Genomic DNA, 22,965 nt, shown 5'->3' with positions numbered 1-22,965 from the left:
CTACGCTACCGCGCCTTGCTCCAGTCCGGCCGGATATCGCCGGAGACGCCCTCGAACGCGCCTTCGACCAGCTCCGCCACCAGAAGTCGGCTGTAATCGACGGGACCCGGCATGATCGCCCGCCCCTTCGGTATGACGTTGAAGCCGACGCGGCCGTAATAAGGTTCGTCGCCGACCAGAATGACGAGGCGATGGCCCTTGGCCTTGGCGTCCTGCAGCGAGCGATCGAGCAGCATGCGGCCGACGCCGCGGCTGCGGAATGGCGGCTCGACCGTCAACGGCCCGAGCATCAGGGCCGGTGTATCGCCGATGCAGATCGGCAACTGTCGCACCGAGCCGACCAGCAACGTGCCGATCCGCGCCGTGAACGAGAGGTCGAGCAGATGATCGACATGCTCGCGCAGGCGGTACGCGCTCAGCACGAAACGGCCAGGACCGAATGTGCGTTCGTGCAGGCGTTCGATCGCCTGCGCGTCCTTGGGTGTTTCGGCCAGGATGGTGACGTCAAGTTCGCTCATGATGGGGCGCCAGATAGCATCTGGCGGCGGCGCGGTCCACCGCCGGAGGCGGCAATCCCCGAATTGCCTTAGTCCCTTTTGATGGCCGGCTGGGACAGATAGGCCAACAGTTTCATCTCGCGGCGGCCGCGCGTTACCGTATCGAGCACCAGCCCCGAGGTTACCGACAGCACCGCCACAATCATCAGGCCCATCGACAGTACGGCGGTGGGGAGCCGCGGCACGATACCTTCCTCGAGATAGGTGATGATCACGGGAATCGCGAGGCCGATCGAGACCAGCATCAGGAACACGCCGATGACCGTGAAGAACCGCAGCGGCTTTTCCGACCGGTACAGCTTCAGGATGGTGCCGAGAATCCGAAAACCGTCGCGCCAGGTGTTCAGCTTGCTGAACGAGCCCTCGGGACGGGCAAAATATGGCGTCTCGATTTCCACCACCGGTAGCGCCAGTTCGAGCGCGTGCACGCTGAGCTCGGTTTCGATCTCGAAACCATCCGACAGCACCGGAAAGGATTTGACGAAGCGGCGCGAGAACACGCGGTAACCGGAAAGGATATCCTTGAACGCCTGGCCGAACACCGCCGAGAGGAAGCTCGTCAGCATCCAGTTGCCGGTGCGGTGGCCGGGCCGGTAGGCGGTGACCGACTGGTCGACGCGAAAGCCCACCACCATATCGAGATGGTCGCCGACCAGCGCATCGATCATGCGCGGGGCGCTCGGCGCGTCATAGGTCGCATCGCCATCGACCAGCACATAGATGTCGGCATCGACATCGGCGAACATGCGCCGCACCACGTGCCCCTTACCCTGGCGACGCTCGCTGCGCACGATGGCGCCTGCCGCGCGCGCTACCTCGATGGTGCGGTCCTTGGAGTTATTGTCGTAGACGAAAATCTCGGCAGTCGGCAGTGCCTTGCGGAAGTCGGAGACCACGGTCGTTACCGCCGCCTCCTCGTTGAAGCACGGCACCAGAACCGCAATCCGCAGCGCTGGTGTCGTCATCGCCGGCTCACCGAATTAAATCCGTCCATGGCGCGTCATACCGCAATCAGGCGTTGGCCGGTTGGGGGAAGGCCGCACTGTCCGCGGCCCGTTCGCCGCGCAGATCGAGCGTTGCGAACAGCAAAGTCCAGAGCGAGAGCATGTCGATCGGAATGATATAATATGGCGTAAATATCGGATGGGTCATGAAGAAAATCAGGTTTACCGCGAGGTTTACGGCGACCAGGAGGGCAACCGGTCGGGCGTAGCCCCGACCGAAGCGCCAGAGCAAGGCGGTCCAGGCGACCGAGATCGCCAGCAAGGTGAATTGAACGTCAACGAGGTAGCTTAACAGTACGGTCGGATTCAGCTCGGGCGGCGCGAGGTCGACGCCGCCATAGGTGGTCGAGAACGGACTACCCGCATTGATCGCATTCGCGATCAATGTCGGCGTGATCCCGATCAGGAAGGCGATGCCGAACGATACCCCGTGCAGGAAAGTCTCCTTGCTGCGCGCCAGCAGGAATGCGCCGGCAAGATACAGGCAATAGCCCGCCGCCAGAAACAAATTGGGCAGGCGAAAATTGACGGAGAGGCCGATCAAGAGTCCCAGCAGCGCCCATAGCAAGACCTGATTCCGCGGCTCGGCCTTGAACAACTTCGCCGTCAGAAAACCCGCGAGCGCGCAAACCATCATCGTGGGCGCCACCGAGTAGCTCGCCTTCGTCGGATTGATCATCAGATAGATCGCGCTGTCGCCGAATGCGGTCACCAGCAGCAGGCGGTAGAAAGTAGCCGCATAGGCCAGCGCAATCAACGAAAAGGCAACGGCGGCGACCGACGTCAGTACGTAGAGCGGGATAACCTGGAATCCAGCGGGAAACAGCGAGAGGATAAAGCCCGTCCCCGGCGGATATTGCAGCACATATTTTTCGGTGCCCGGAATCCAAGTGTGGCAGGGAAATCGCTTCACGTCTTTCCATTCCGGAAAGCCGATCGCCTTCAGCTTGCCGACGAAATACTGATCGTCATCCAGGACAATATTGGTGTCGATGCCACGGAGACCGAACCTCTCGAACAAATGCGCCTGGCGAAGATAGCAGATATCGTCATAGACTCCGCGGGCCTCGATCCAGCCGGATATCCACCAGATGTTGCTGGCCACCACGGTGAGGAAGCCGATTGCGCACAGGATCTTCAGAATTTGCATTCTTGTCTGGCCGCCCCCCGGCATCTGACATCTGCGCTGTTGGATTTACTAGCACGAGCAGACCCTAGGACCGATCGACATTCATTGCATCCAGATTATTGCGGCAGCGAGATGGATGAAGCCGGTAAAGTTGGTGGCTCGCCTGTCGTAACGGGTTGCCAAGCGTCGGAAGTGTTTGAGTTGGCAGAAGCAGCGCTCGATACGGTTGCGCTGTTTGTAGGCGTCGGCGTCGTGCGGAATGATGATCCTGCGGGTGCGGTTTGACGGGATCACCGCTGTTGCGCCGATTTCCGCGATGATCGCACGCAGGGCATTGCTGTCATAGGCTTTGTCGGCGAGCACGGCATCGCCGCTCTGGCCATTCAGCAGGGCGGGCGCCTGGGTGATGTCATTGACCTGCCCAGCCGTGACGATAAAGCGGAGCGGACGGCCCAGGGCATCGGCCAGCATGTGGATCTTGGTAGTCAGTCCGCCTCGGGAACGCCCCAGCGCCTGATCTTTGGCCCCCCTTTTCCGCTCGCCGCCTGCTGGTGGGCGCGAATGATGGTGCTGTCGATCATCAGGTAATGGTTGTCGCGATCGGCGGTCAGAGCAGCGAATACGCGCTCCCAGACGCCAGCATGGCACCAGCGACTGAAGCGCTGGTGCACCGTTTTCCACTTGCCGTACCGCTCTGGCAGATCGCTCCAGTGTGCCCCCGATCGCAAAACCCACAGACATCCGTTGACGAACAGACGATTATCCGCAGCCGTACGTCCCGGGTCGCCAGCTTTCCCCGGCAGCAGTGGCGAGATCCTCGCCCATTGCACCTCGGTCAGCTCATATCGCTTCGCCGCCATCATCTGCTCCGTGTCGAATCACGGAACTCTATGAATCAGCGATCAAACCACTTGGGAATCCTGAATGTCGATCGGTCCTAGCGCCACGTCGCAATCGGCGCCGCGCCGTCGAGCACTTCGGCGATCCGTAGCCGCGTACCTTGGGTCGTATCCGCCGGCAGTGCGCCGGCATCGTAGAATCCGCACTCGACGATCTCTTGGTTGGGCTCCGGCAGCCGGTCCTGCCGGAAATGCCTGACGATGTAGACGGCGACATGGTCACGGCGGGAGACGTGGCCGTTGAAGAACAGGCCGTGCAGGACCGGCTCCGCGGTCAGTTCGATCCGTCCCTCTTCCGAAAGCTCCCGCCGCAGCGCCTCAAGGAATGTCTCGCCGACCTCGACGCCGCCGCCCGGCAAATGCCAGCCGGCGACATAGCTGTGCCGGACCAGAAACACCTTGTTATCGCCGTCGAGCACGACGCCGCGGGCGCCCAGCGTCATGCCGCGGGCCATCCGCCAATAGAGGTGGAACGCCCGTCGCAATTGCGGTTCGAGGCGTTTTCGCAAGTGCTGCAGCGCCGTCACGCAAACCTCGGATGGACAGCTATCACGTTTGATCCTTATATCGCCGGTATGATCGTGCGACGGCTCTATATCACGGCGAAGGCGGCGGAGCGCGAATGACCGAACCTTTCACGCTGGCGCATCTGTCCGATCCGCATCTGCCACCATTGCCCGAGGCACGGCTTCGGGATCTCGCGGGCAAGCGCGCGCTGGGCTATCTCAACTGGACCCGCAACCGCCACAAATATCACCGCCGCGAGGTGCTTGACGCACTGGTCGCCGACATGCAGGCGCAGCGGCCGGACCACATCGCGGTGACTGGCGATCTCGTCAACCTTGCGCTGGAGGCGGAATTCACCCCGGCCCAGGCCTGGCTCGAAAGCGTCGGCACGCCGCAACGGGTCACCGTCGTTCCCGGCAATCACGACGCCTATGTGCGGGCGACGCGGCATCGTTTCGCCGGCGCGTTCGGGCAATATCTGCGCGGCGATGCCGCGGCGGACGGCACGCCGTTTCCATTCGTACGCCGGCGCGGACCGGTGGCGCTGATCGGCGTGTCCTCGGCAGTGCCGACGCCGCCGCTGATGGCGACCGGCCGGCTTGGCCGCGCGCAGCTCGACGCACTTGATCGCGATCTGGCACAGATGTCTGCCGATGAGGCCTTCCGGGTGCTGCTGGTTCATCACCCCCTGCACTCGAATTCGCGGATGAAGCGGCTGACCGATTCGAAGGCGCTCCGCGCCGTGCTGAAGCGGCGCGGCGTCGAACTGGTCCTGCACGGCCACGACCACATCCATTCGACGATGTGGTTCGAAGGCGCCGACCGCCAGATCCCCGCGGTTGGCGTGCCGTCGGCGTCGGCGCTGGCGCACCGGCATTATCCGGCCGCGGCCTACAATCTGTTTTCGATCGCGCGCGACGGCAACCAATGGCGCTGCGTGCAGACCGTGCGCGCCATCGACGCCGACTTCCGCGTCAAGCAGATCAAGCAGACGACGCTGCTCTAGCGAAGTCCTCAATCCCCGCCGCCGCAGCCGCCGCCCCCGTCGCCGCCACCACCACCGTCCCCGCCGCCATCACCGCTTGCGTCGCTGCCGCTATCGCCAAACCCGTCCGAACTGCCGTCGAACGACGTATCCGCGAAATCGCCGCCGCAATACGCGGCGCCGCTGCCGTTCTTGCGCAGTTCTTCGCAGTCGGGGCGATAGACGAACCCGTTTGCGATATTGAGCTTGCTGTCGAGCGCAAACAACAGCGGCAGGCGCGTCGGGCGGACCGGATCGATGTTCTCGTATTTGCAGCAATACCACCAGACACGCCGCAGGCCCTCGTTGCTCTTGCGGTGCTCGCTGAGGACAACGGCCGGGGTGTGGTGAAGGAAGCCGCCGAAGGCGCGGCGACAGAACGCGTCGTAGTCGCGGGTGTACAGGATGAATTCGTGCCAGAGATCGTCGGCGACTTGCGAGGGCATCGAGACGGGGCGCTTGCCGCTCATCAGGTAGGCGAGGAAGAATTGCCGCAAGCCGCGCGAGACCAGGGCGCTGTCCTTGCGCTCAAAGCCTGAATGATGCTTCTCCAGCCGCTCGAGCAACCCGCGCGGCCAGCGGAAGGTGCGGATGAATTCGGCGCGGCGCAGCGTGCGCCACTTGCCGTAGAGCCAGGACGTTCCGAACAGCGCGGCCGCAAGCAGGATGACGAACGGTACCGGCGAAGTTGACGCTGCCACGATGCCCCCGAATGCCGAGCCGCCGTCCCCTACAGATTCTTCAGGCTCGCATACAGCGCCAATCCGAACAGCGCCACCGCGCCCAGCACGAAGCCGAGCACGAAGGCCCCGAAGCCGCGGCGGCGCGGCTTTTTCTCCACGGCCGGCTCGGCTGCCACCGACGTTGCCACCATCGCATGCTCGCGCTCGATCATGCGGCGCGCGACATAGCCGGTGACGGCATCGACGATGACAGGCACGTCATGCGACTCCGCGATCACGATGCGGCCGAAGCGGGTATCCTGCACGAAGCGATAGATGCGCTTGTCGCGCCCCATCACCACATGCGCCACCACGTCGATCCACAGCCGCGGGGTCTCGCCCTGGCTGACGCCGCGATCGAACAGGTCGATCTGCTCGGGCACCTGGGCGAACAGCGGATCGAGCGCCTCGTTCAGGATCTCGAGCCGGGCGACTTCGGCATCGCGAAGCTCGACCACGACGCCGGTGCGGTCGGCGGCCTCGATGCGGGCCTGACGGAGCGCGTCGCGCAGCCGCGTCGGTCGCATGTCGCGGGCCTCGTTGCCGGTGTTTTGCGCTTCTGCCATCGGTAGCCGCCTTTATCCTGAGAGGTGGGCCCCGTTAACCTATCAGTAACTACCTCGCGCGCAATGGCTGTTTATTTGCAATGGGTTAGCGATCCACCGGGTTCTGGGTCAGCAGCGGGACCCCACCCCGGCTCCCTCGATGCCCACCTTGAGAAAGCAGGCGGCCCCACCCGGTTGTCCGGATGGGGCCGCCTGTCCTTGGGCCGTTTCTTAAGGGTATCAGGCCGAGACGCGGGAGGGCTCTTCAACGATCGAAAAGCGCACGCCGGCCTTGTGGCGGTTCTCTTCCGAGACCGTGCGCCAGGCGTCCTCGGCCTCTGCGCGGGTCTTGAAGGGTCCCTGTACCTGGGCGGAGCCTTCCACGAGCTTGTGGAAGTTCATCGATCCGAACTCGCCGCCAATCACCCAGAAATTGCTCTTCGTCATGACTAGTCTCCTGCTGTCGTCAGCTGTGTGTTAGCCGAACTGGTTCATCGTGTTGTGGGCGCCGCCCGCCTTCAGCGCGGCTTCACCTGCGAAATATTCCTTGTGCTCGTCACCGATATCGGAGCCGGCCATGTTCTGATGCTTGGCGCAGGCGATGCCCTGACGGATCTCCTGGCGCTGAACATTCTTCACATAGCCCAACATGCCCTGGTCGCCGAAATACTCCCTGGCGAGATTGTCGGTCGACAGCGCGGCCGTGTGATAGGTCGGCAACGTGATCAGATGGTGGAAGATGCCGGCACGCTTGGCTGAATCGGCCTGGAAGGTGCGGATGCGCTCGTCGGCTTCAATCGCCAGCGGCGTATCGTCGTATTCCACCTTCATCAGGTCGGCGCGGTTGTACTTGCTGACATCCTTACCGGCTTCCTTCATCGCGTCGTACACCTGCCAACGGAAGTTGAGCGTCCAGTTGAACGAGGGCGAGTTGTTATAGGCCAGCTTCGCGTTCGGAATGACTTCGCGAATGCGGTCGACCATCTTGGCGATCTGTTCGATATGCGGCTTCTCGGTCTCGATCCACAGCAGGTCGGCACCGTTCTGCAGCGAGGTGATGCTGTCGAGCACGCAGCGATCTTCGCCCGTTCCGGCACGGAACTGGTAGAGGTTGCTGGCAAGCCGCTTCGGACGCATCATCTTGCCGTCGCGATTGATGATGACATCGCCGTTCTTCGCATTGGCGGCGGTCACTTCCTCGCAATCCAGGAAGCTGTTGTACTGGTCGCCGAGGTCGCCGGGCTTGTGGCTGACGGCGATCTGCTGCGTCAAACCAGCACCGAGCGAGTCGGTGCGGGTCACGACGATGCCGTCTTCGACGCCGAGTTCGAGGAACGCATGGCGGCAGGCGCGAATTTTCGCCAGGAACACTTCGTGAGGCACCGTCACCTTGCCATCCTGGTGACCGCACTGCTTTTCGTCGGAGACCTGATTTTCAATCTGCAGGGCGCACGCACCCGCCTCGATCATCTTCTTGGCGAGCAAATAGGTCGCCTCGGCATTACCAAAGCCGGCGTCGATGTCGGCGATGACGGGCACGACATGGGTCTGGAAGTTGTCGATCTTTTCGATCAGTTCCTTTTCCTTCGCCTTGTCGCCTGCCTTGCGGGCGGCGTCGATGGCGCGGAAGATGTCGTTCATTTCACGGGAGTCCGCCTGACGGAGGAACGTATAGAGTTCCTCGATCAGCGCCGGCACCGAGGTCTTCTCGTGCATCGACTGATCGGGCAGCGGTCCGAACTCGGAGCGCAGTGCAGCGATCATCCAGCCGGACAGATACAGATAGCGGCGATCGGTCTTGCCAAAGTGCTTCTTGACCGAAATCAGCTTCTGCTGCGCGATGAAGCCATGCCAGCAACCCAGCGACTGGGTGTACTTGGTGGGATCGGCGTCATAGGCCGCCATATCGCTGCGCATCAGCGCCGCGGTGTAGCGGGCGATGTCCAGGCCAGTCTTGAAGCGGTTCTGCAGACGCATACGCGCCACGGCCTCGGCGGTGACGCCGTTCCAGGTCGGTTGGGTCTCAAGGAGCGCCTTGGCGGCGCTGATCGCGCTCGCATAGGAAGCGGGTCCCTGGATAGCCTGGTCAATCCCGCGTGGCTGGTAGTTCATTTGCATAATCCTTCAATCGACATTCGTGACAGTGCATCGCGAAACGTGCTGAGAGCTAAACGCTAAACTTCGTAATTCGTATAGATGGCTTGATTTCGAATGGTGATGTCATGTAACATCTAAACTTGTCATAGATGTCATTTTGTCAATTTTGTCACAAAATGAGGCAGCGGAACTGCCTGTTCCCCCTCTCCCCGCTCTTGCGGGGAGAGGGTCGGGGTGAGGGGCTCTCTCCACGCAGTCGACTCGCGGAGGAGCCCCTCACCCGGCGCTGCGCGCCGACCTCTCCCCGTTAAGAAGGGGGCGAGGCTAACCGAACCCGTTGAAAGAGCTGGGAAACTCAAATGGCCACCGACTCCGGAAAGAAGCTTTTCGTCGGCCCCCGCTTCCGGCGCATCCGCCAGCAGCTCGGCCTGTCGCAGACTCAGATCGCCGAGGGCCTGGGCATTTCTCCGAGCTATATCAACCTGATAGAGCGGAATCAGCGCCCGGTAACGGCGCAGATCCTGCTTCGGCTGGCCGAGACCTATGACCTCGATCTGCGCGACCTCGCCACCGCCGACGAGGACCGCTTCTTCGCCGAGCTGAACGAGATCTTCTCCGATCCGCTGTTCCGGCAGATCGACCTGCCGAAGCAGGAACTGCGGGATCTGGCTGAACTGTGCCCCGGTGTGACTCATTCCCTGCAACGGCTTTACGCCGCCTATACCGAGGCCCGCCGCGGCGAGACGCTGGTGGCGGCGCAAATGGCCGACCGCGACGAGGGCACCCGCTTCGAGGCCAACCCGATCGAGCGCGTGCGCGATTTGATCGAGGCCAACCGCAATTATTTTCCGGAACTCGAACAGGCCGCGGAAAACCTGCGCGACGAACTCAACGTTTCCGCCGAGGAGCTGTTTGCTGCGCTGTCGGCGCGGCTGCGCGAAAGGCATTCGATCGTGACCCGTATCATGCCGGTTGACGTGATGCGCGAGACGCTGCGGCGGTTCGACCGCCATCGCCGGCAGCTTTTGATCTCCGAACTGGTGGACGGCTCCGGCCGCGCCTTCCAGCTCGCGCTGCAGATTGGGCTTACCGAATGCGGCGCCGCCATCGACTCCATCGTCAACCGCGCGGGTCCGCTCGACGACACCCCACGGCGGCTCTATCGGATTACGCTGGCGAATTACTTCGCCGCCGCCGCGATGATGCCCTACCAACCGTTCCACAGCGCGGCCGAAACGCTGAACTACGACGTGCACGTGCTGGCACAGCGTTTCAATGCCGGCTTCGAGCAGGTTTGCCATCGCCTCACCACGCTGCAGCGGCCGAACGCGCGCGGCGTGCCGTTCTTCCTGCTGCGCGTCGACAATGCCGGCAACGTCTCGAAACGATTTTCCTCCGGTACGTTTCCGTTCTCGAAATTCGGCGGCACCTGCCCGCTGTGGAACGTGCATTCGACCTTCGATACGCCGGACCGCCTGCTCAAGCAGGTGATCGAACTGCCCGACGGCACGCGCTATTTCTCGATCGCGCAGATGGTGCGCCGGCCGGTGGCGCCGCACCCGCAGCCGCAGCCGCGCTTTGCGATCGGCCTCGGCTGCGAAATCCGCCATGCCGCAAAGCTCGTCTATGCCGCCGGGATGGATCTGGAGAAGGCCCAGGGCACGCCGATCGGCGTCAACTGCCGGCTCTGCGAACGCGAAAACTGCAGCCAGCGCGCCGAGCCGCCGATCACGCGGACGCTGATTTTGGATGAGAACACGCGGCGGGTGAGCTCGTTTGCGTTTTCGAATGCGCGGGAATTGTGAGGGGGCAGTCGCCCCACCACCATTCGTCATGCCCCGCGAAGGCGGGGCATCCAGTACGCCGCGGCTTATCGATTCAATCACTGGCGTCTCTGGAATACTGGATCGCCCGCCTTCGCGGACGATGACGAGTGAAAGCATTCCCGCGACGCGCTGCGCCCGAGTTGTGCTTGAATTCTCAAGCCCCCGAAAATTTAGAGGGCGCAGGGAAGACCGGGTGCTGGCTGGCACCCGAGGTCTCGTGTGCAATGAGCAAACAAAAACGCACACGAGCATACAGGTATCAACCGAGGCATCCGGCCTTCCCTGCGCAATGGTTTGACGGCTTATAACGCGCTCTCCCTGGAGACGAATTCCTCTTGCCTCCATCGCCGACGAATTGACGATTCCCCGACGCCCGGTTGGGCCCGGCAAATCTCCGCCAGCTTGACACCAGCCACGGGTGCCAGAACCACACGCCTTCGCCGTACGCAACTGCGCCATTCGTCTGGCGCGCCGGCATCGCTCACGGGAAACCCGCCCTGCGATTCCAATCACGCGCCGGGCGCTCTCGCGTCCACTGCAGCCCGACCCAACGTCCGTGACGATCGCGATACGCCCCTCTTGCGGGCCGGGATGGCGGGAGTTCTAGGACTGATTTGGGTCTCGCGCGAAGCGGATTGTTTTTTCGCGCGAGGCTGGACCGGGCAAATCAGCTTGAAATAATTGAGAAACTTTTCGTTTGGGCGCAACGGCCCCATCATTCGGAGAGCGCGCCGCGGAGGGCGTTGACCACTGCGTCGGCCGAAGCGGATCGCGACAGAAAGCGCTGACACGTTCTCGCACCGCGGCCGGGCATCGATGCAGAGCCGTTTGCGTGCGCGCGTTCACGGATGCGAGCCTTCAAAAATACCTCTCGTCATGGACGCAGCGCGATATGAACCGCCTTCTCACCGGAAAGCTGCTTCTGTGTCCCGCTGGTGACGATCACACTTAAAACGTGGGTATTCCTTAATTTTGCGATGGAACGGCCAAGCCGATTCGCTAGTTTGAAAGGTGAGATTCCCAGAACTCGCGGATGGATGCAGGACCGATGTTGCGACGCCTCAGACTGGTCAACCCATTTGAAACGACCCAGGACTGGGGCACCCAGGATCGCGCCCCCCAGGACCGGCCGCAGCCGATCGAGCAGAAAGCGACGAATTGCGCCGCCCGCGCCACGCCGGTCTGCGTCGCCTGCAGTTCCGACGACATCATCTGCCACGCCACCGCGCAATGGAGCAACGAGGCGCAGGAATGGCAGCTCGCCAACACCTTCAACCAGCCGGCACACTGCAATACCTGCAACCACGACGGCAACCTGGTGTGGCTGACGCTGAACTAGGGCGCGGCATTCGTAGGGTGGGTTAGCGAAGCGTAACACACCAAGGTCTCGACGCGCGGACTGTCCCGCGGTGGATTACGCCTTCGGCTAATCCACCCTACCGGTTTTTACGACACCCGTAGCCCGCATGAGCGCAGCGACATGCGGGGATCGCGCCAAGGCCCCGGATATCGCTTCGCTCATCCGGGCTACGGCTATCGCCCGCATCAAATCTCCGCATACACCTCCAGCAGATTCCCATCGGGATCCCGGAAGAACAGCGTGCGATGGCCGAACGGCTGGTTGGTCGGCGGTTCGAGCAGATCGACGCCGTGCCGCGCCAGCTCGTCGGCGCAGCGATCGACGTCATCAACCGCAACCTTGAACGCGAGCTGCAGCGACGCGCTGCCTGTGGGCGTCGGCGCATCCTTCGCCGTCCGGCCCGGCCGCGACAGCGCGAGCGTGTTGCCGCCGATCTGATATTCGATCCATCCCGCCGACAGTTCGCGCGTCAGGGAGAAGCGCAGGACGCCCTCATAGAAGCCGCGCATCGCCGCCATGTCGCGCACGAAGATGACGGTATAGTCGATGGTGCGGATGGACTGGAAGGGTGAAGTGGAGGGTTGGTTTTGATCGTTCACGATTGTTGTCCGACAGATCTTGAGCCACTTGCATCGGCAAGTGTCGCACGGCGGCCGCCGCATCAACAACCGCTCATTCTGTAGAGCCTGTCGCTCGCCTGCCCGTGCACTCAACTCGGTCAAGTGATGTCGGTTCAATACACTCTAAGACTGCTTTATTATTTACAGCTACCTTTGAATGTATCACGTCAATGCGGTCTTGACCGCCGATCGACATCTTTTGACGAACAGCCCGCATGAGCCAATGGGTCGCAAATGACTCCAGGCATCGCGCGGTGTTGCCATAAGCGACCGATCGGGTTCATCATGGCCGGATACGAGCCGGTATCCCCCGTGAGATGCGCGATGCGCCACCGTCGAAACGCTCTATCGCTCCTGACGTTCCTTGCGTTGCCCGTCCTCTATCTATTCGCCGTCGCATTTTTTCTGGGAACGACGGCGTCCGGTGCGGCAGCAAGCGAGTCCAGACGCGTCATGATGCTGCATTCGTTTGGTCCGCGCTTCAGGCCCTGGGGCAGTTACGCCGAGACCATTCGTTCGGAGATCAACCGGCAGTCGCGCAAGTCCGTGGACTTTGTAGACCACGCGCTCGTGAACGCGCGCGTCAGCGATGAACAGTCAGAAGCGCCGTTCGTGGACTATCTGAGCGCGCTTTACGCCGGGCACCCGCTCGACCTGATCATCGCCTTCGGCGGGCCGGCAGCAACCTTCGTCCAGCAGCATCGCCAGCAGCTCTTTCCAAGGGTGCCGATGGTCATTACGGCCGTAGACCACCGCCGGGTCCAATACGAAAAACTGACCGAGAACGATACTGTAGTCCCAATTACGAACGATATTCCCGCCGTTTTCGAGAATATCCTGCACGTCTTGCCCCGCACGAAAACCATCGCAATTCTCATTGGCGCTTCTCCAATCGAACGGTTCTGGACGGAGGAATTACGCCGAGGGCTCGCACCATTGAAGGGCCGGGTCGAACTAAGATGGTACAATGAACTTCCATTCGAAGACATTCTAAGGGATGTAGAGCGTCTTCCACCCGATAGCGCGATCTTCTCGGTCCTCATGAATGTCGATGCGGCCGGGGTCGTGCATGAGACCGGCAATGCTCTGAACAAGGTCGCTTCCAGGGCCAACGCGCCGATCTTCTCTTACGATGATTCCTATTTCGACGGAGCAATCGTCGGCGGCCCAATGTTCTCCGTGCTTGAGGGAAGCCGAATAGCGGCGACCGTCGCGACCCGCATCCTCGACGGTGAAAAAGCAGGTGACATCAAAACCCCACCGATGAAATACGCATCGCCCAGATATGACTGGCGGCAAATGCAGCGGTGGGGAATCAGCGAGAGCGACCTTCCGCCGGGGAGCAGTATCCATTTCAGGCCGCGCACCGCCTGGGAATCCTATCGTTGGCAGATTGTGACGACCTGCGCAGCGCTTGCGCTCCAAGGCGGCCTCATCACGCTGCTTCTGTTCGAGCGGCGGCGGCGGCAGTTGGCAGAGATGGAGTCTAGGGAGCGGGTAATCGAACTGGCCCATGTCAATCGCTTTTCGACGGCGGGCGAATTGTCCGCATCGATCGCCCACGAAATCAATCAACCGCTGGGCGCGATCCTGACCAATACAGAAACTGCCCGGCTTATGCTCACGTCGCCGTCTCCCGACCTCGGCGAAGTGAAGGCGATTCTTGCCGATATCTGGCGTGACAATCGAAGGGCCAGCGAAGTCGTTCGGCGCCTGCGCAGCTTTGTCAGCAAGGCTCCCTTTCAGAGGCAGGAATTCGACCTGAACGATCTGGTTTTCGAATCGGTCAAATTCCTTTCGGCGCAAGCCAAGTCTGGCGAAATCACGATGCGAATCGAAGCGACGAAGATGCCGCTGCGCATCAATGGCGATCCGATCCAGTTGCAACAGATCCTATCCAACGTGATTCTCAATGCGATGGATGCCGTTTTGGATACGCCACACACTCAGCGCACCGTGACCGTGACGACAACACGAGATCGGCGGTTTGCCGAGGTCCTTGTGGAGGACACCGGACCGGGCGTGGCCCCGGAAGCCGCGACCAAGATATTTGAACCATTTTTTTCAACCAAGGATCACGGCATGGGCATGGGTCTTTCGATCGCTCGCACGATCGTCACGGCACACGATGGCCAGATAGAATTTGAGAACCGGAATGGAGCGGTTTTTCGAATTAGGCTGCCGTTGATTGCGTAAGGCGTCCGTGGCGTTCATGTGGGGCGGATTAGCCGTAGGCGTAATCCGCCTCCCTTTCGTAAATAGTCGGTGGATTGCGCTGCGCTAATTCGCCCTACGAGCCGCCCCAGATCTGCTCCTCCGTCCAGCCAAGCTCCGCAAACTCCACAGCCCGCAACGGCGCTTCGCCTACCGCGAAGAACTCGTCGAGCTGCGGCGGACTCACCGACGTGCCCGAGAGCATACTGTGGGCCTGCCCGCGATGGTGCACGTCATGCTGGAACAGATGCAGCAGCAGGCGGTCCATCCGCTCGCGCTGGATGGAGGTGCCGCGATGCACGGAGACGATGCGCAGCAATCCCGCGCCGTCGAGCGCTTCGACGACCTTGAGCAAACGTTGGTCGACCGCGGCCTGGGCTTCCTTCAGTGCTGCGACCGTCGCACAAGGCTCCGGATCCGCAAAGGCCGCCGGGCCGAGCGTGCCGCCTTCCATCGCGTCGACGTAGAAATGGTCGATGATCAGGATGTGGTTGAGCGTGGCGCGCAGGCTTGGAAAGAAGCCGGTTCGTTTCGCGGTGAATTCTTCCGGCGAAAGCCCGAGACAGGCGGTGAGCAGCCGGTGGTTGGCCCAGGCGTTGTTGTACGCCATCGTGCGGTAGGGAAGCACATCATTCATTGACGCCGTCACCTCTCTCTCCCGCCCCTCCTGCAGGAGCGTAGCGGCAGAGGGGCGGAGCTGCAAAGTGCGGGATGTCGCAGTAGGGAAGCAGGTCATTCATTGGAAGCAGGTCATTCATTGGTAGTGCCGACCAGTAGCCCGCATGAGCGCAGCGATATGCGGGGGAACGATGAAGGTCCCGGATATCGCTTAGCTCATCCGGGCTACGCACTCTCGGGCCGTCATTGCGAGGAGCGAAGCGACGAAGCAATCCATGCCTCAGCTTGCGGCGCGATGGATTGCTTCGCTTCGCTCGCAATGACGGGTTGCCGACGAACTCGCCCGTGATTCAACATGGCATGCCGTAGCGCGGATTAGCGGAGCGCAATCCGCCGGTGTGTGGGAGGTGGGTTACGCCTTGCGGCTAACCCACCCTACGCATCCCGCTGCTACTCCGCGGCCTGCTGCGTCGGCGCTTCCAGCACTTCCAGCACCTTCGGCGGCGACATCGGGAGCGCGTAGAAGCGTTTGCCGAGCGCGTTGTAGATGGCATTCGCGACCGCGGCCATCACGGGAACCAGCGGCACTTCGCCGACGCCCTTGACGCCTTGCGGGTGTTTCGGGTTCGGCACTTCGACCATGATGCAGTCGAGCATCGGCAGGTCCGAGCAGACCGGCATGCGATAGTCGAGGAAGCCGGGGTTATCGACCTTGCCTTCCTTCGTATAGATGTATTCCTCGTTCAACGCCCAGCCGATGCCTTGCGCGACGCCGCCCTGGAGCTGGCCCTCGACATAGCCGGGGTGGATGGCGCGGCCAACGTCCTGCACGGCGGTGTAGCGGATGACGCGCGCAATGCCGAGATCGACGTCGACCTCGACGTCGCAGACATGCGTGCCAAAACCGCCGTCGGCGCCCGTGGTGTTGAGCTGCACGCCGGCCCCAATGGGTCCGCCCATCGCGGGCGCCTTCTCGGCGAGTTCTTTCAGCGTCAGCGGCTCGAACTGGCCGGCGTTCGGGCTGACCGGGTGCGCGGCGCCCTGCTCCCACTTCACCGCTTCGGGATCGATCTCCCAGATCTTTGCCGCGCGCTCGCGCAACGTGTTGATGATCTTCTCGGTCGACTGTGTCACCACGATCGAAGAAGCAAACAGCACGCGGCTGCCGCCGGTGAGGTTCGAGAAACCGATGGTCGCGGTGTCGCCGATCAGGACCGACACGCGGCTGTAGTCGATGCCGAGCAATTCGGCGCAGATGTTGGCGATCCCCGCGCGCGAACCGCCGATGTCAGGATGGCCGGTGGTGACGACGACGTTGCCGTCCTCGGTGATGTTGACTTGCGCGGAAGATTCGCCGCCGGCGTTGAACCAGAAGCCGGAAGCGACGCCCCTGCCCTGAAACTTGCCGAGCGGCGCCTTGTAGTGATCGGAATTCTTTGCCGCTTCCACGGTCTCGATAAAGCCGATGCGCGGAAACACCGGACCATGCGCGGCCTTGGTGCCTTCCTTCGCGGCGTTCTTCAGGCGGAAGTCGAGCGGGTCCATCTTCAGCGCTTCGGCGACTTCGTCGAGCACGCATTCCACGGCGTAGGCGCCGATCGGCGCGCCCGGCGCGCGATAGGCCGCGACCTTGGAGCGGTTCGAGCAGACGTCAAAACCTTCGGAGAGCAGGTTCGGGATGTCGTAGGGCGTGAAACTGCAGCCGGCGGCGCCGCGGATCGGCGAGCCCGGGAAGGCGCCGGCCTGCAGATAGAAAGTGCCGTGCGCGGCGACGATTTTTCCGTCTTTCGTCGCGCCGATCTTTACCGTGCTCTTCGAGCCTGAGGTGGGGCCGGTGGCGCGCATCACTTCCTCGCGCGTCATCACCATCTTCACCGGACGCCCGGATTTTTTCGCCAGCATGGTCGCCAGCGGCTCGAGATAGACGATGGTCTTGCCGCCAAAACCGCCGCCGATCTCGGCGGGGATGGCGCGGATGTCGCTCTGCTGAATGCCCGTCAGCATCGACGTCATCGCGCGCACCATGAACTGGCCCTGGCTGGAGCTCCAGATCGTGGTCTTGCCGTCGGGCGCCACGGAGATCAGGCAGGCATGCGGCTCGATATAGCCCTGATGCACGGGACGCGTGGTGAAAGTGCGCTCGATGACGACGTCAGCACGCTTGAAGCCTTCCGCCAGGTCGCCCTTCTTGTGCTCGATGCGGCCGGCGATGTTGGACGGCTTGCCTTCGAACTTGTTGAACTCGTGCAGGATGGGAGCATCGCTCTTGATCGCGTCGTCGATCTCGATCGACCACGGCAGCACCTCGTAATCGACCTCGATCAGCTGGCAGGCTTCCGCCGCGATCGCCTCCGTGGTCGCGGCCACGGCTGCGACGGGGTGACCGGGGAACAGCGCCTTGTCGCGCGCCATCACGTTGCGGCACATCCAGCGCATGTCCTGGATGCCGAGCATGACCGCGCCCTTCTCGATCGTGAAATCGACGATGTCCTTGGCGGTGACGACGGCTTTTACGCCCGGCAGCTTCTCGGCCTTGGACGTGTCGATCGACTTGATGCGCGCATGCGGATGCGGGCTGCGCAACACCTTGCCCCAGATCATGCCGGGCATGGTGGTGTCGGCGGCGAACTGGGCGCGGCCGGTGACCTTGTCCATGCCGTCAGGGCGAATGGTGCGCTGGCCGATCCACTTGTTGTTGGTGACGAGGTTCATTGGGCTGCTCCAGCGTTTATTGGGCGCGCATTTCGGCGGCGGTGTCCATCACCGCGCGGACGATCTTGTCATAGCCGGTGCACCGGCAGAGGTTGCCGGCGAGCCAGAAGCGGACTTCCTCCTCGCTCGGCTGCGGATTCTTCTTCAGCAGCGCGTCCGAGGCGACCAGCATGCCCGAGGTGCAGATGCCGCATTGAAGCGCGGCCATCTCCAGAAACTTCTGCTGCAGCGGATGCAGTTTCTCGCCGTTCGCCATGCCCTCGATGGTGCGGATCTCGTGGTCTTGCGCTTCGACGGCGAGCATCAGGCAGGAGCAGATCAGGCGATCGTCGAGCGTGATCGAGCAGGCGCCGCAATCGCCGGAGGCGCAGCCTTCCTTGGAGCCGGTGAGCGCCAGCGGACCGCGAAGGGCATCGAGCATGGTATCCGATGGCTCGCACAGAAATTCCATCGGCTCGCCGTTGATGGACGTGGTGACGTGAACTTTGGCCATGAAGCTTATTTCCCTGTAGCGCGTTGGGCGGCGATCGCGGCGGTGCGCTTGAGCAGCACGCCGGCCACCTTGGTGCGATAGGCGATGGTGCCGCGCTTGTCGTCGATCGGACGGCAGGCGGCGGAGCACGCGGCAGCTGCTTTCGCCAGCGCGGCGTCGTCGAGTTTCGAACCGATCAGCGCTTTTGCGGCGTCCTCGACCAGCAGGACTGTGGGCGCCACCGCGCCGAGGCCGACGCGGGCCGCGGTGACGGTGCCGTCCTTGATCGTCAGGCTGACGCCGACGCCGACCACGGCGATGTCCATTTCGGTGCGCGGGATCATGCGCAAATACGCATCGCTCGAGCCGGGCGGGCGCGGCGGCAATGCAAAACTGACAAGGATTTCGCCGGGCTTTAAAGTGGTGCGGCCGGGGCCGGCGGGAACGTCCTCGACCTTCAGCTCGCGGCGGCCGTTCGGACCCTGCACGGTGACGATGGCACCGGCCGCGACCATCGCGGGCACGCTGTCGCCGGCGGGCGAGCCATTGCAGAGATTGCCGCCGGCGGACGCGCGGCCCTGCACCTGCTTGGAACCGATTAGATTCACCGCCTCGAGCACGCCGGGCCAGACCTTGCCAAAGCTCTTGTGTTCTGCGAGCGCCATGCCGGACGCCGCGGCGCCGATGCAAAAGCCGCCATCGGCGGTCTGCTCGATCGCGGTCATTTCGGGGATTTTCTTGATGTCGACGATCACGCCGGGCTTGAGCACGCCTGAACGCATCTGCACCAGAAGATCGGTGCCGCCGGCCAGGATACGCGCGGCACTGCCGGCTTTCGCAAATGCGCCGATCGCTTCATCAAGCGAGGTGGGCGCCAGGTATCGGAGTTCCGTCATGGTCTTCCGCCATCTCCCATTTTGTCTGCCCGCCCCATATGGACGAGGCCTTATCCTGGCCCGGCAGTGAGGCAAGCCTACACGGCGGGAGGCGGTTGGAACAGCCTGTGAGATCAGGTTGATACGGCATGCTCCTATGCGCGCGGCGGGGCTTGCGCGGCCGGATTGCTCCGAGGCGGGAGCTGGGCAGAGGCCCATCCGCCGTCATTGCGAGCGAAAGCGAAGCAATCCATGCCTCAGCGCGAGGATAGATGGATTGCTTCGCTGCGCTCGCAATGACGGGGCTGGCGGCGTTGGCTAATCCGGCCGACCGGTCTAAAACGCGACGTCGGATTCACGATTGCCGGGGACGCGGATGCCGCTTTACAGATTCCTTGTTGCTGCCGCGGCGGCGCTGTCCGTTTCCTCCCTCGCCATAGCCCAACCAGCCCCCGCTCCCGTCCGCCCAACCCGGCCGGCCGTGGCGGCGCCGAGACCGGTGCCGGGCCAACCACCGGCCGCCGCTCCGCGCGCGCCCCGTGCGGCAGCCTGTCACAACGGCATGCCGTTCGACCGTTTCCTCGCCGACCTCAAACAGCAGGCCGTGGCGGACGGCGTGTCGCAGCGCGCGCTCGCCGAGGCCGCGCCCTACCTCGTCTACGACCAAAGCATCGTCAACCGCGACCGCGGCCAGCGCGTGTTCGGCCAGGTGTTCACCGAATTCGCGCGAAACCGGGCGTCCGAAGGCGCGGCAAAAAATGCGCAGGCGCGAATCAAGATGCATGCGGCGGCGTTCGCGCGCGCGGAAAAGGAATATGGCGTGCCGCCGGCGGTGATCGCCGCGTTCTGGGGGCTGGAGAGCAGCTTTGGCGCCGAGCTGGGCAAGCTGCATACGCTGCCGTCGCTGGTGTCGCTGGCCTATGACTGCCGCCGCTCGGAGATGTTCCAGAAGGAGACCATCGCGGCGCTGAAGATCGTCGACCGCGGCGATCTCACGGCCAGCGAAATGATCGGCTCATGGGCCGGCGAACTCGGCCAGACGCAATTTCTGCCGACGCATTATTTCAACTATGCAGTGGACTATGACGGCGACGGCCACCGCAATTTGCTGCGCAGTGCGCCCGATGTGATCGGCTCGACCGCGAACTACATCGCCACCGGATTGAAATGGCGGCGCGGCGAACCGTGGTTGCAGGAAGTGCGCGCGCCGGCAAACTTTCCGTGGGAGCAGGCTGACCTGACGATAAAACTACCGCGCGCAAAATTCGCGCAGCTCGGCGTCACCTATCCCGACGGCCGCGCACTGCCGAACGACGATCTGCCGGCCTCACTGCTGCTGCCGATGGGCCGCAGCGGGCCGGCGTTCCTGGCCTACGCGAATTTCGCTGCCTACACCGAGTGGAACAACTCGCTGATCTATTCGACGACCGCGGGCTATCTCGCGAGCCGCATCGCCGGCGCCCCGCCGATGCGGCAGCCGGCCACACCGGTCGCGCAACTGCCGCTCAACGAGCTGAAGGAGCTGCAGCAGCACTTGGTGCGCGCGGGCTTCAGTGTCGGCAAGGTCGACGGCGTGATGGGGCAGCTGAGCCGCACCGCGGTCAAGGCGATGCAGGTGAAATACGGCCTGCCGGCGGATTCCTGGCCGACGGCGGAATTACTGGCGCGGATGCGCGGGCCCAGCGCACAGGCGCAGCCGGCCGGCATGGTGATGCCGGCGGCGCGGTAGTTGCGCTCTGTCATTCCCCGCGAAGGCGGGGAATCCAGTACGCCGCGGCCTATCGGCTCAATCGCAACGGCTCTGGAATACTGGATCGCCCGGTCAAGCCGGGCGATGACAGCCAGAGAATATTTGACCGCGTTCGGCATGCTCCCAGCGTTGTATTTCCTTTCGCAGCTCCCCATGTCGGAAGGCGCCTCATCCTCCCGAGGCACCATTCCACATCACGAAAAGAGCATCACATGTCTTTCCACGACGCCACCGTGCCCGCCTTCCTGCAGATTCTCGGCAGCCTTTCCGGCCTGCTCACCAAGGCGGAAGCGCATTGCAAGGCAAAGAACATCCAGCCCGAAGTGCTGCTCAACGCGCGGCTTTATCCCGACATGTATCCACTGATGCGGCAGGTGCAGACGACTTGCGATTTCGCCATGAAAACCTGCGCGCGCCTCACCGGCAGCGAGGTGCCCTCCACACCCGATACCGAAAAGAGTTTTGAGGAGCTGCAGCAGCGGATCGCGAAAGCGGCCGACTATGTGAAATCGTTCAAGCCGGCGCAGTTCGACGGCGGCGACACGCGCGAGGTGACCTTCCCCATCGGCCCGAGCAACAGCATGACGATGAAGGGCCAGCAATATCTCGTCAATTTCGCGTTTCCGAACTTCTATTTTCACGCCGCCACCGCGCACGGCATTTTGCGGCACAACGGCGTGGAGATCGGCAAACGCGATTTCCTCGGGGCGAGGTAATCGACGGCGCTATCCGCTCAACGAAGCCAGTTCGCGCGCAAGGTTGTCGCGGGCCGGCCGGTCATATCTCGCGGCAAACGCCGCATCGGGAAAAATGACCGGCCGCGCGGCGAACTGGCTGAGCACTTTGGCGCGGCCGGCGCGATAGTCCCGCCCCGGGACATGGATGAACTCCTGACGGATCGCCGCGGCGTAGGCGTCGTAGCGCGCGGGCTCCGCGCCCAAAATGCTGAGGTCGATCGAGATCAGGATGGCGCCCAGCCGATCATCGGGCTGGACGTCATGCGTTTTGGTCAGGCGGATGAGGCGGCCGACTTCCTGACGAAGATTCTCGCGGACGTTCTGTTCGGCCAAACGCGCGCTGAGCTCTTCATTGTCAGAGCGGGTCGCGTCGTAGATGACATCGTGCCACCAGATCGCCTCGGACAGAATTTCGCGATCGAGCGGTGAAAGATTTTCCACGCGCGTGAGCGCACTGAGACAGTCTTCGATGTGCGTCAGGTTGTGGTAGTGGCGGCCAGAGGCCGTGTAGGCGGCAACCAACTCTTCGCGGTTCATCACCAGGTGCCCGCCATTTTGATCAGCCGTCGGGTGGGCAAAGCGAAGCGTGCCCACCATTCGGTTCGAGGTGTTAGATGGTGGGCACGGCGCTTGCGCGCCTTTGCCCACCCTACGAAGCCTTACCGCATCGTAATCGCCAAGCCGCTGAGATCGGCGTTCGCCATCAAGCCGACCTGCTGCCCGGTCAATTCCAGCACCGCGCCCTTCTGGTTGGTCAGCACGATCGCGCGCGCGCCGCGGCCGACCGCAAGGCCCGCGCCGGCAGCACCGTAGACGCCGGCGACGTCGGACGGGCGATAGATGTTGCTGACGCGGCCGCGCAGCACCGTCTTCGAGCCGCCGAACACCAGGCCGTAGTCCAGGCCTCCGGTCGACAGCGGATAACGCCGCCCGTGAAAGTTCAAAACGCCGCCGCCACCGGAGCCGCCGATGATCCATCCGGCCTTGTAGATCGTGAGCTGCACAAAGCCCTCGTCGGCACGCGCGGCGGAGGACAGCGCGACGCCCGCGAAGGCCGCAAGCGCGAACATGGCGGCCCGAAGGGTGGATGGCATCTTCATGTATATTTTCTCCAGGAGAAGTGGCAGGCCGGCGAGTGGCGCCGATTGAGTCGTGATTTGACGATTGTATCTTATCAGCCGGATGGGAAAAGCGTATTGATGGCCTGCGCTACAGCGCACGATGCCGAGCATGACACAATTTCATCAAGATCTGTCGGATACCGATACGACAGATTTCTGCACAAGCGAAAGAAAAT

Annotated in this window: 21 protein-coding genes and 1 pseudogene; 6 read left to right on the top strand and 16 right to left on the bottom strand. The window is 62.8% G+C overall.

Going from position 1 to position 22,965, the window contains the following annotated elements; translation table 11 throughout:
- Positions 1-5 precede the first annotated feature (5 nt).
- From ACPPVP_RS11440 to ACPPVP_RS11420, 5 genes and pseudogenes are all read right to left on the bottom strand, one after another.
- A complete protein-coding gene (locus tag ACPPVP_RS11440) occupies positions 6-518 on the bottom strand; it encodes a GNAT family N-acetyltransferase (protein ID WP_426534153.1) in 513 nt (170 codons plus the stop codon).
- Between the two features lie 68 nt (positions 519-586).
- A complete protein-coding gene (locus ACPPVP_RS11435) occupies positions 587-1,522 on the bottom strand; it encodes a glycosyltransferase family 2 protein (protein ID WP_426534151.1) in 936 nt (311 codons plus the stop codon).
- A 46-nt stretch (positions 1,523-1,568) separates the two neighbouring features.
- Complete coding sequence (locus ACPPVP_RS11430; RefSeq protein ID WP_426534149.1) at positions 1,569-2,711, bottom strand: hypothetical protein; 1,143 nt, start codon at positions 2,709-2,711, stop codon at positions 1,569-1,571.
- Positions 2,712-2,792: 81 nt separating this feature from the next.
- A pseudogene (locus ACPPVP_RS11425) lies at positions 2,793-3,550 on the bottom strand (IS5 family transposase).
- A 77-nt stretch (positions 3,551-3,627) separates the two neighbouring features.
- Positions 3,628-4,116 (bottom strand): NUDIX domain-containing protein, encoded by a 489-nt coding sequence (locus tag ACPPVP_RS11420; protein ID WP_426534147.1) that lies wholly within the window; start codon positions 4,114-4,116, stop codon positions 3,628-3,630.
- Between the two features lie 95 nt (positions 4,117-4,211).
- On the opposite strand from ACPPVP_RS11420, the gene ACPPVP_RS11415 reads away from it, so the two are divergent.
- The gene (locus ACPPVP_RS11415) at positions 4,212-5,102 is read left to right on the top strand and encodes a metallophosphoesterase family protein (protein ID WP_426534145.1); all 891 of its coding nucleotides are present in this window, start codon (positions 4,212-4,214) and stop codon (positions 5,100-5,102) included.
- An 8-nt stretch (positions 5,103-5,110) separates the two neighbouring features.
- On the opposite strand, the gene ACPPVP_RS11410 is transcribed toward ACPPVP_RS11415, so the two are convergent.
- The 4 genes from ACPPVP_RS11410 to ACPPVP_RS11395 form a co-directional block, all read right to left on the bottom strand.
- On the bottom strand, positions 5,111-5,821 hold the full coding sequence (locus tag ACPPVP_RS11410) for a glycine-rich domain-containing protein (RefSeq protein WP_426534143.1): 711 nt from the start codon (positions 5,819-5,821) through the stop codon (positions 5,111-5,113).
- A gap of 29 nt (positions 5,822-5,850) precedes the next feature.
- On the bottom strand, positions 5,851-6,408 hold the full coding sequence (locus ACPPVP_RS11405) for a hypothetical protein (RefSeq protein ID WP_426534141.1): 558 nt from the start codon (positions 6,406-6,408) through the stop codon (positions 5,851-5,853).
- Positions 6,409-6,627: 219 nt separating this feature from the next.
- Positions 6,628-6,834: a DUF4170 domain-containing protein gene (locus ACPPVP_RS11400; RefSeq protein ID WP_426534139.1), complete on the bottom strand. Its 207-nt coding sequence runs from the start codon at positions 6,832-6,834 to the stop codon at positions 6,628-6,630.
- Between the two features lie 30 nt (positions 6,835-6,864).
- Positions 6,865-8,499, bottom strand: coding sequence for an isocitrate lyase (locus ACPPVP_RS11395; protein WP_426534137.1), 1,635 nt, complete (start codon positions 8,497-8,499; stop codon positions 6,865-6,867).
- Positions 8,500-8,843: 344 nt separating this feature from the next.
- Between ACPPVP_RS11395 and ACPPVP_RS11390 the strand changes: the two genes are divergently transcribed.
- A complete protein-coding gene (locus ACPPVP_RS11390) occupies positions 8,844-10,289 on the top strand; it encodes a helix-turn-helix domain-containing protein (protein ID WP_426534135.1) in 1,446 nt (481 codons plus the stop codon).
- 1,069 nt (positions 10,290-11,358) lie between these two features.
- Complete coding sequence (locus tag ACPPVP_RS11385) at positions 11,359-11,649, top strand: hypothetical protein (protein ID WP_426534133.1); 291 nt, start codon at positions 11,359-11,361, stop codon at positions 11,647-11,649.
- A gap of 206 nt (positions 11,650-11,855) precedes the next feature.
- Here the strand turns inward: ACPPVP_RS11385 and ACPPVP_RS11380 are convergent, their stop codons facing one another.
- The gene (locus tag ACPPVP_RS11380) at positions 11,856-12,269 is read right to left on the bottom strand and encodes a VOC family protein (protein WP_426534131.1); all 414 of its coding nucleotides are present in this window, start codon (positions 12,267-12,269) and stop codon (positions 11,856-11,858) included.
- Between the two features lie 345 nt (positions 12,270-12,614).
- Between ACPPVP_RS11380 and ACPPVP_RS11375 the strand changes: the two genes are divergently transcribed.
- Positions 12,615-14,486: a sensor histidine kinase gene (locus ACPPVP_RS11375; protein ID WP_426534129.1), complete on the top strand. Its 1,872-nt coding sequence runs from the start codon at positions 12,615-12,617 to the stop codon at positions 14,484-14,486.
- Between the two features lie 94 nt (positions 14,487-14,580).
- Here the strand turns inward: ACPPVP_RS11375 and ACPPVP_RS11370 are convergent, their stop codons facing one another.
- The 4 genes from ACPPVP_RS11370 to ACPPVP_RS11355 form a co-directional block, all read right to left on the bottom strand.
- Entirely contained in the window at positions 14,581-15,141 is a 561-nt protein-coding gene (locus tag ACPPVP_RS11370) for a DinB family protein (RefSeq protein WP_426537800.1), read from the bottom strand.
- 431 nt (positions 15,142-15,572) lie between these two features.
- Complete coding sequence (locus ACPPVP_RS11365; RefSeq protein WP_426534127.1) at positions 15,573-17,834, bottom strand: xanthine dehydrogenase family protein molybdopterin-binding subunit; 2,262 nt, start codon at positions 17,832-17,834, stop codon at positions 15,573-15,575.
- A gap of 16 nt (positions 17,835-17,850) precedes the next feature.
- Positions 17,851-18,327 (bottom strand): (2Fe-2S)-binding protein, encoded by a 477-nt coding sequence (locus ACPPVP_RS11360; RefSeq protein WP_426534125.1) that lies wholly within the window; start codon positions 18,325-18,327, stop codon positions 17,851-17,853.
- A gap of 5 nt (positions 18,328-18,332) precedes the next feature.
- Positions 18,333-19,202: an FAD binding domain-containing protein gene (locus tag ACPPVP_RS11355; RefSeq protein ID WP_426534123.1), complete on the bottom strand. Its 870-nt coding sequence runs from the start codon at positions 19,200-19,202 to the stop codon at positions 18,333-18,335.
- A gap of 355 nt (positions 19,203-19,557) precedes the next feature.
- Between ACPPVP_RS11355 and ACPPVP_RS11350 the strand changes: the two genes are divergently transcribed.
- Together ACPPVP_RS11350 and ACPPVP_RS11345 are read left to right on the top strand one after the other, a co-directional pair.
- Positions 19,558-20,910, top strand: a complete 1,353-nt coding sequence (locus tag ACPPVP_RS11350) for a lytic murein transglycosylase (RefSeq protein ID WP_426534121.1) — start codon at positions 19,558-19,560, stop codon at positions 20,908-20,910.
- 233 nt (positions 20,911-21,143) lie between these two features.
- Entirely contained in the window at positions 21,144-21,647 is a 504-nt protein-coding gene (locus ACPPVP_RS11345) for a DUF1993 domain-containing protein (RefSeq protein ID WP_426534119.1), read from the top strand.
- 9 nt (positions 21,648-21,656) lie between these two features.
- Here ACPPVP_RS11345 and ACPPVP_RS11340 read toward each other — a convergent pair whose 3' ends face one another.
- The gene (locus tag ACPPVP_RS11340) at positions 21,657-22,316 is read right to left on the bottom strand and encodes an HD domain-containing protein (RefSeq protein ID WP_426534117.1); all 660 of its coding nucleotides are present in this window, start codon (positions 22,314-22,316) and stop codon (positions 21,657-21,659) included.
- An 11-nt stretch (positions 22,317-22,327) separates the two neighbouring features.
- Positions 22,328-22,768 (bottom strand): hypothetical protein, encoded by a 441-nt coding sequence (locus ACPPVP_RS11335; protein WP_426534115.1) that lies wholly within the window; start codon positions 22,766-22,768, stop codon positions 22,328-22,330.
- Between the last annotated feature and the right edge of the window lie 197 nt (positions 22,769-22,965).

The organism is Bradyrhizobium sp. McL0615 (assembly GCF_049993905.1).
Taxonomy (GTDB): domain Bacteria; phylum Pseudomonadota; class Alphaproteobacteria; order Rhizobiales; family Xanthobacteraceae; genus Bradyrhizobium.
This window is presented reverse-complemented; position numbering and strand designations above follow the sequence as displayed.

What these genes read in the sequence shown, in the direction of transcription:
- ACPPVP_RS11365 (WP_426534127.1), bottom strand. Translation starts at nt 17,834, where the DNA reads ATGAACCTCGTCACCAACAACAAGTGGATCGGCCAGCGCACCATTCGC.
- ACPPVP_RS11350 (WP_426534121.1), top strand. Translation starts at nt 19,558, where the DNA reads ATGCCGCTTTACAGATTCCTTGTTGCTGCCGCGGCGGCGCTGTCCGTT.
- ACPPVP_RS11395 (WP_426534137.1), bottom strand. Translation starts at nt 8,499, where the DNA reads ATGAACTACCAGCCACGCGGGATTGACCAGGCTATCCAGGGACCCGCT.
- ACPPVP_RS11375 (WP_426534129.1), top strand. Translation starts at nt 12,615, where the DNA reads ATGCGCCACCGTCGAAACGCTCTATCGCTCCTGACGTTCCTTGCGTTG.
- ACPPVP_RS11435 (WP_426534151.1), bottom strand. Translation starts at nt 1,522, where the DNA reads ATGACGACACCAGCGCTGCGGATTGCGGTTCTGGTGCCGTGCTTCAAC.
- ACPPVP_RS11440 (WP_426534153.1), bottom strand. Translation starts at nt 518, where the DNA reads ATGAGCGAACTTGACGTCACCATCCTGGCCGAAACACCCAAGGACGCG.
- ACPPVP_RS11400 (WP_426534139.1), bottom strand. Translation starts at nt 6,834, where the DNA reads ATGACGAAGAGCAATTTCTGGGTGATTGGCGGCGAGTTCGGATCGATG.
- ACPPVP_RS11385 (WP_426534133.1), top strand. Translation starts at nt 11,359, where the DNA reads ATGTTGCGACGCCTCAGACTGGTCAACCCATTTGAAACGACCCAGGAC.
- ACPPVP_RS11415 (WP_426534145.1), top strand. Translation starts at nt 4,212, where the DNA reads ATGACCGAACCTTTCACGCTGGCGCATCTGTCCGATCCGCATCTGCCA.
- ACPPVP_RS11430 (WP_426534149.1), bottom strand. Translation starts at nt 2,711, where the DNA reads ATGCAAATTCTGAAGATCCTGTGCGCAATCGGCTTCCTCACCGTGGTG.
- ACPPVP_RS11355 (WP_426534123.1), bottom strand. Translation starts at nt 19,202, where the DNA reads ATGACGGAACTCCGATACCTGGCGCCCACCTCGCTTGATGAAGCGATC.
- ACPPVP_RS11345 (WP_426534119.1), top strand. Translation starts at nt 21,144, where the DNA reads ATGTCTTTCCACGACGCCACCGTGCCCGCCTTCCTGCAGATTCTCGGC.
- ACPPVP_RS11335 (WP_426534115.1), bottom strand. Translation starts at nt 22,768, where the DNA reads ATGAAGATGCCATCCACCCTTCGGGCCGCCATGTTCGCGCTTGCGGCC.
- ACPPVP_RS11405 (WP_426534141.1), bottom strand. Translation starts at nt 6,408, where the DNA reads ATGGCAGAAGCGCAAAACACCGGCAACGAGGCCCGCGACATGCGACCG.
- ACPPVP_RS11370 (WP_426537800.1), bottom strand. Translation starts at nt 15,141, where the DNA reads ATGAATGATGTGCTTCCCTACCGCACGATGGCGTACAACAACGCCTGG.
- ACPPVP_RS11360 (WP_426534125.1), bottom strand. Translation starts at nt 18,327, where the DNA reads ATGGCCAAAGTTCACGTCACCACGTCCATCAACGGCGAGCCGATGGAA.
- ACPPVP_RS11390 (WP_426534135.1), top strand. Translation starts at nt 8,844, where the DNA reads ATGGCCACCGACTCCGGAAAGAAGCTTTTCGTCGGCCCCCGCTTCCGG.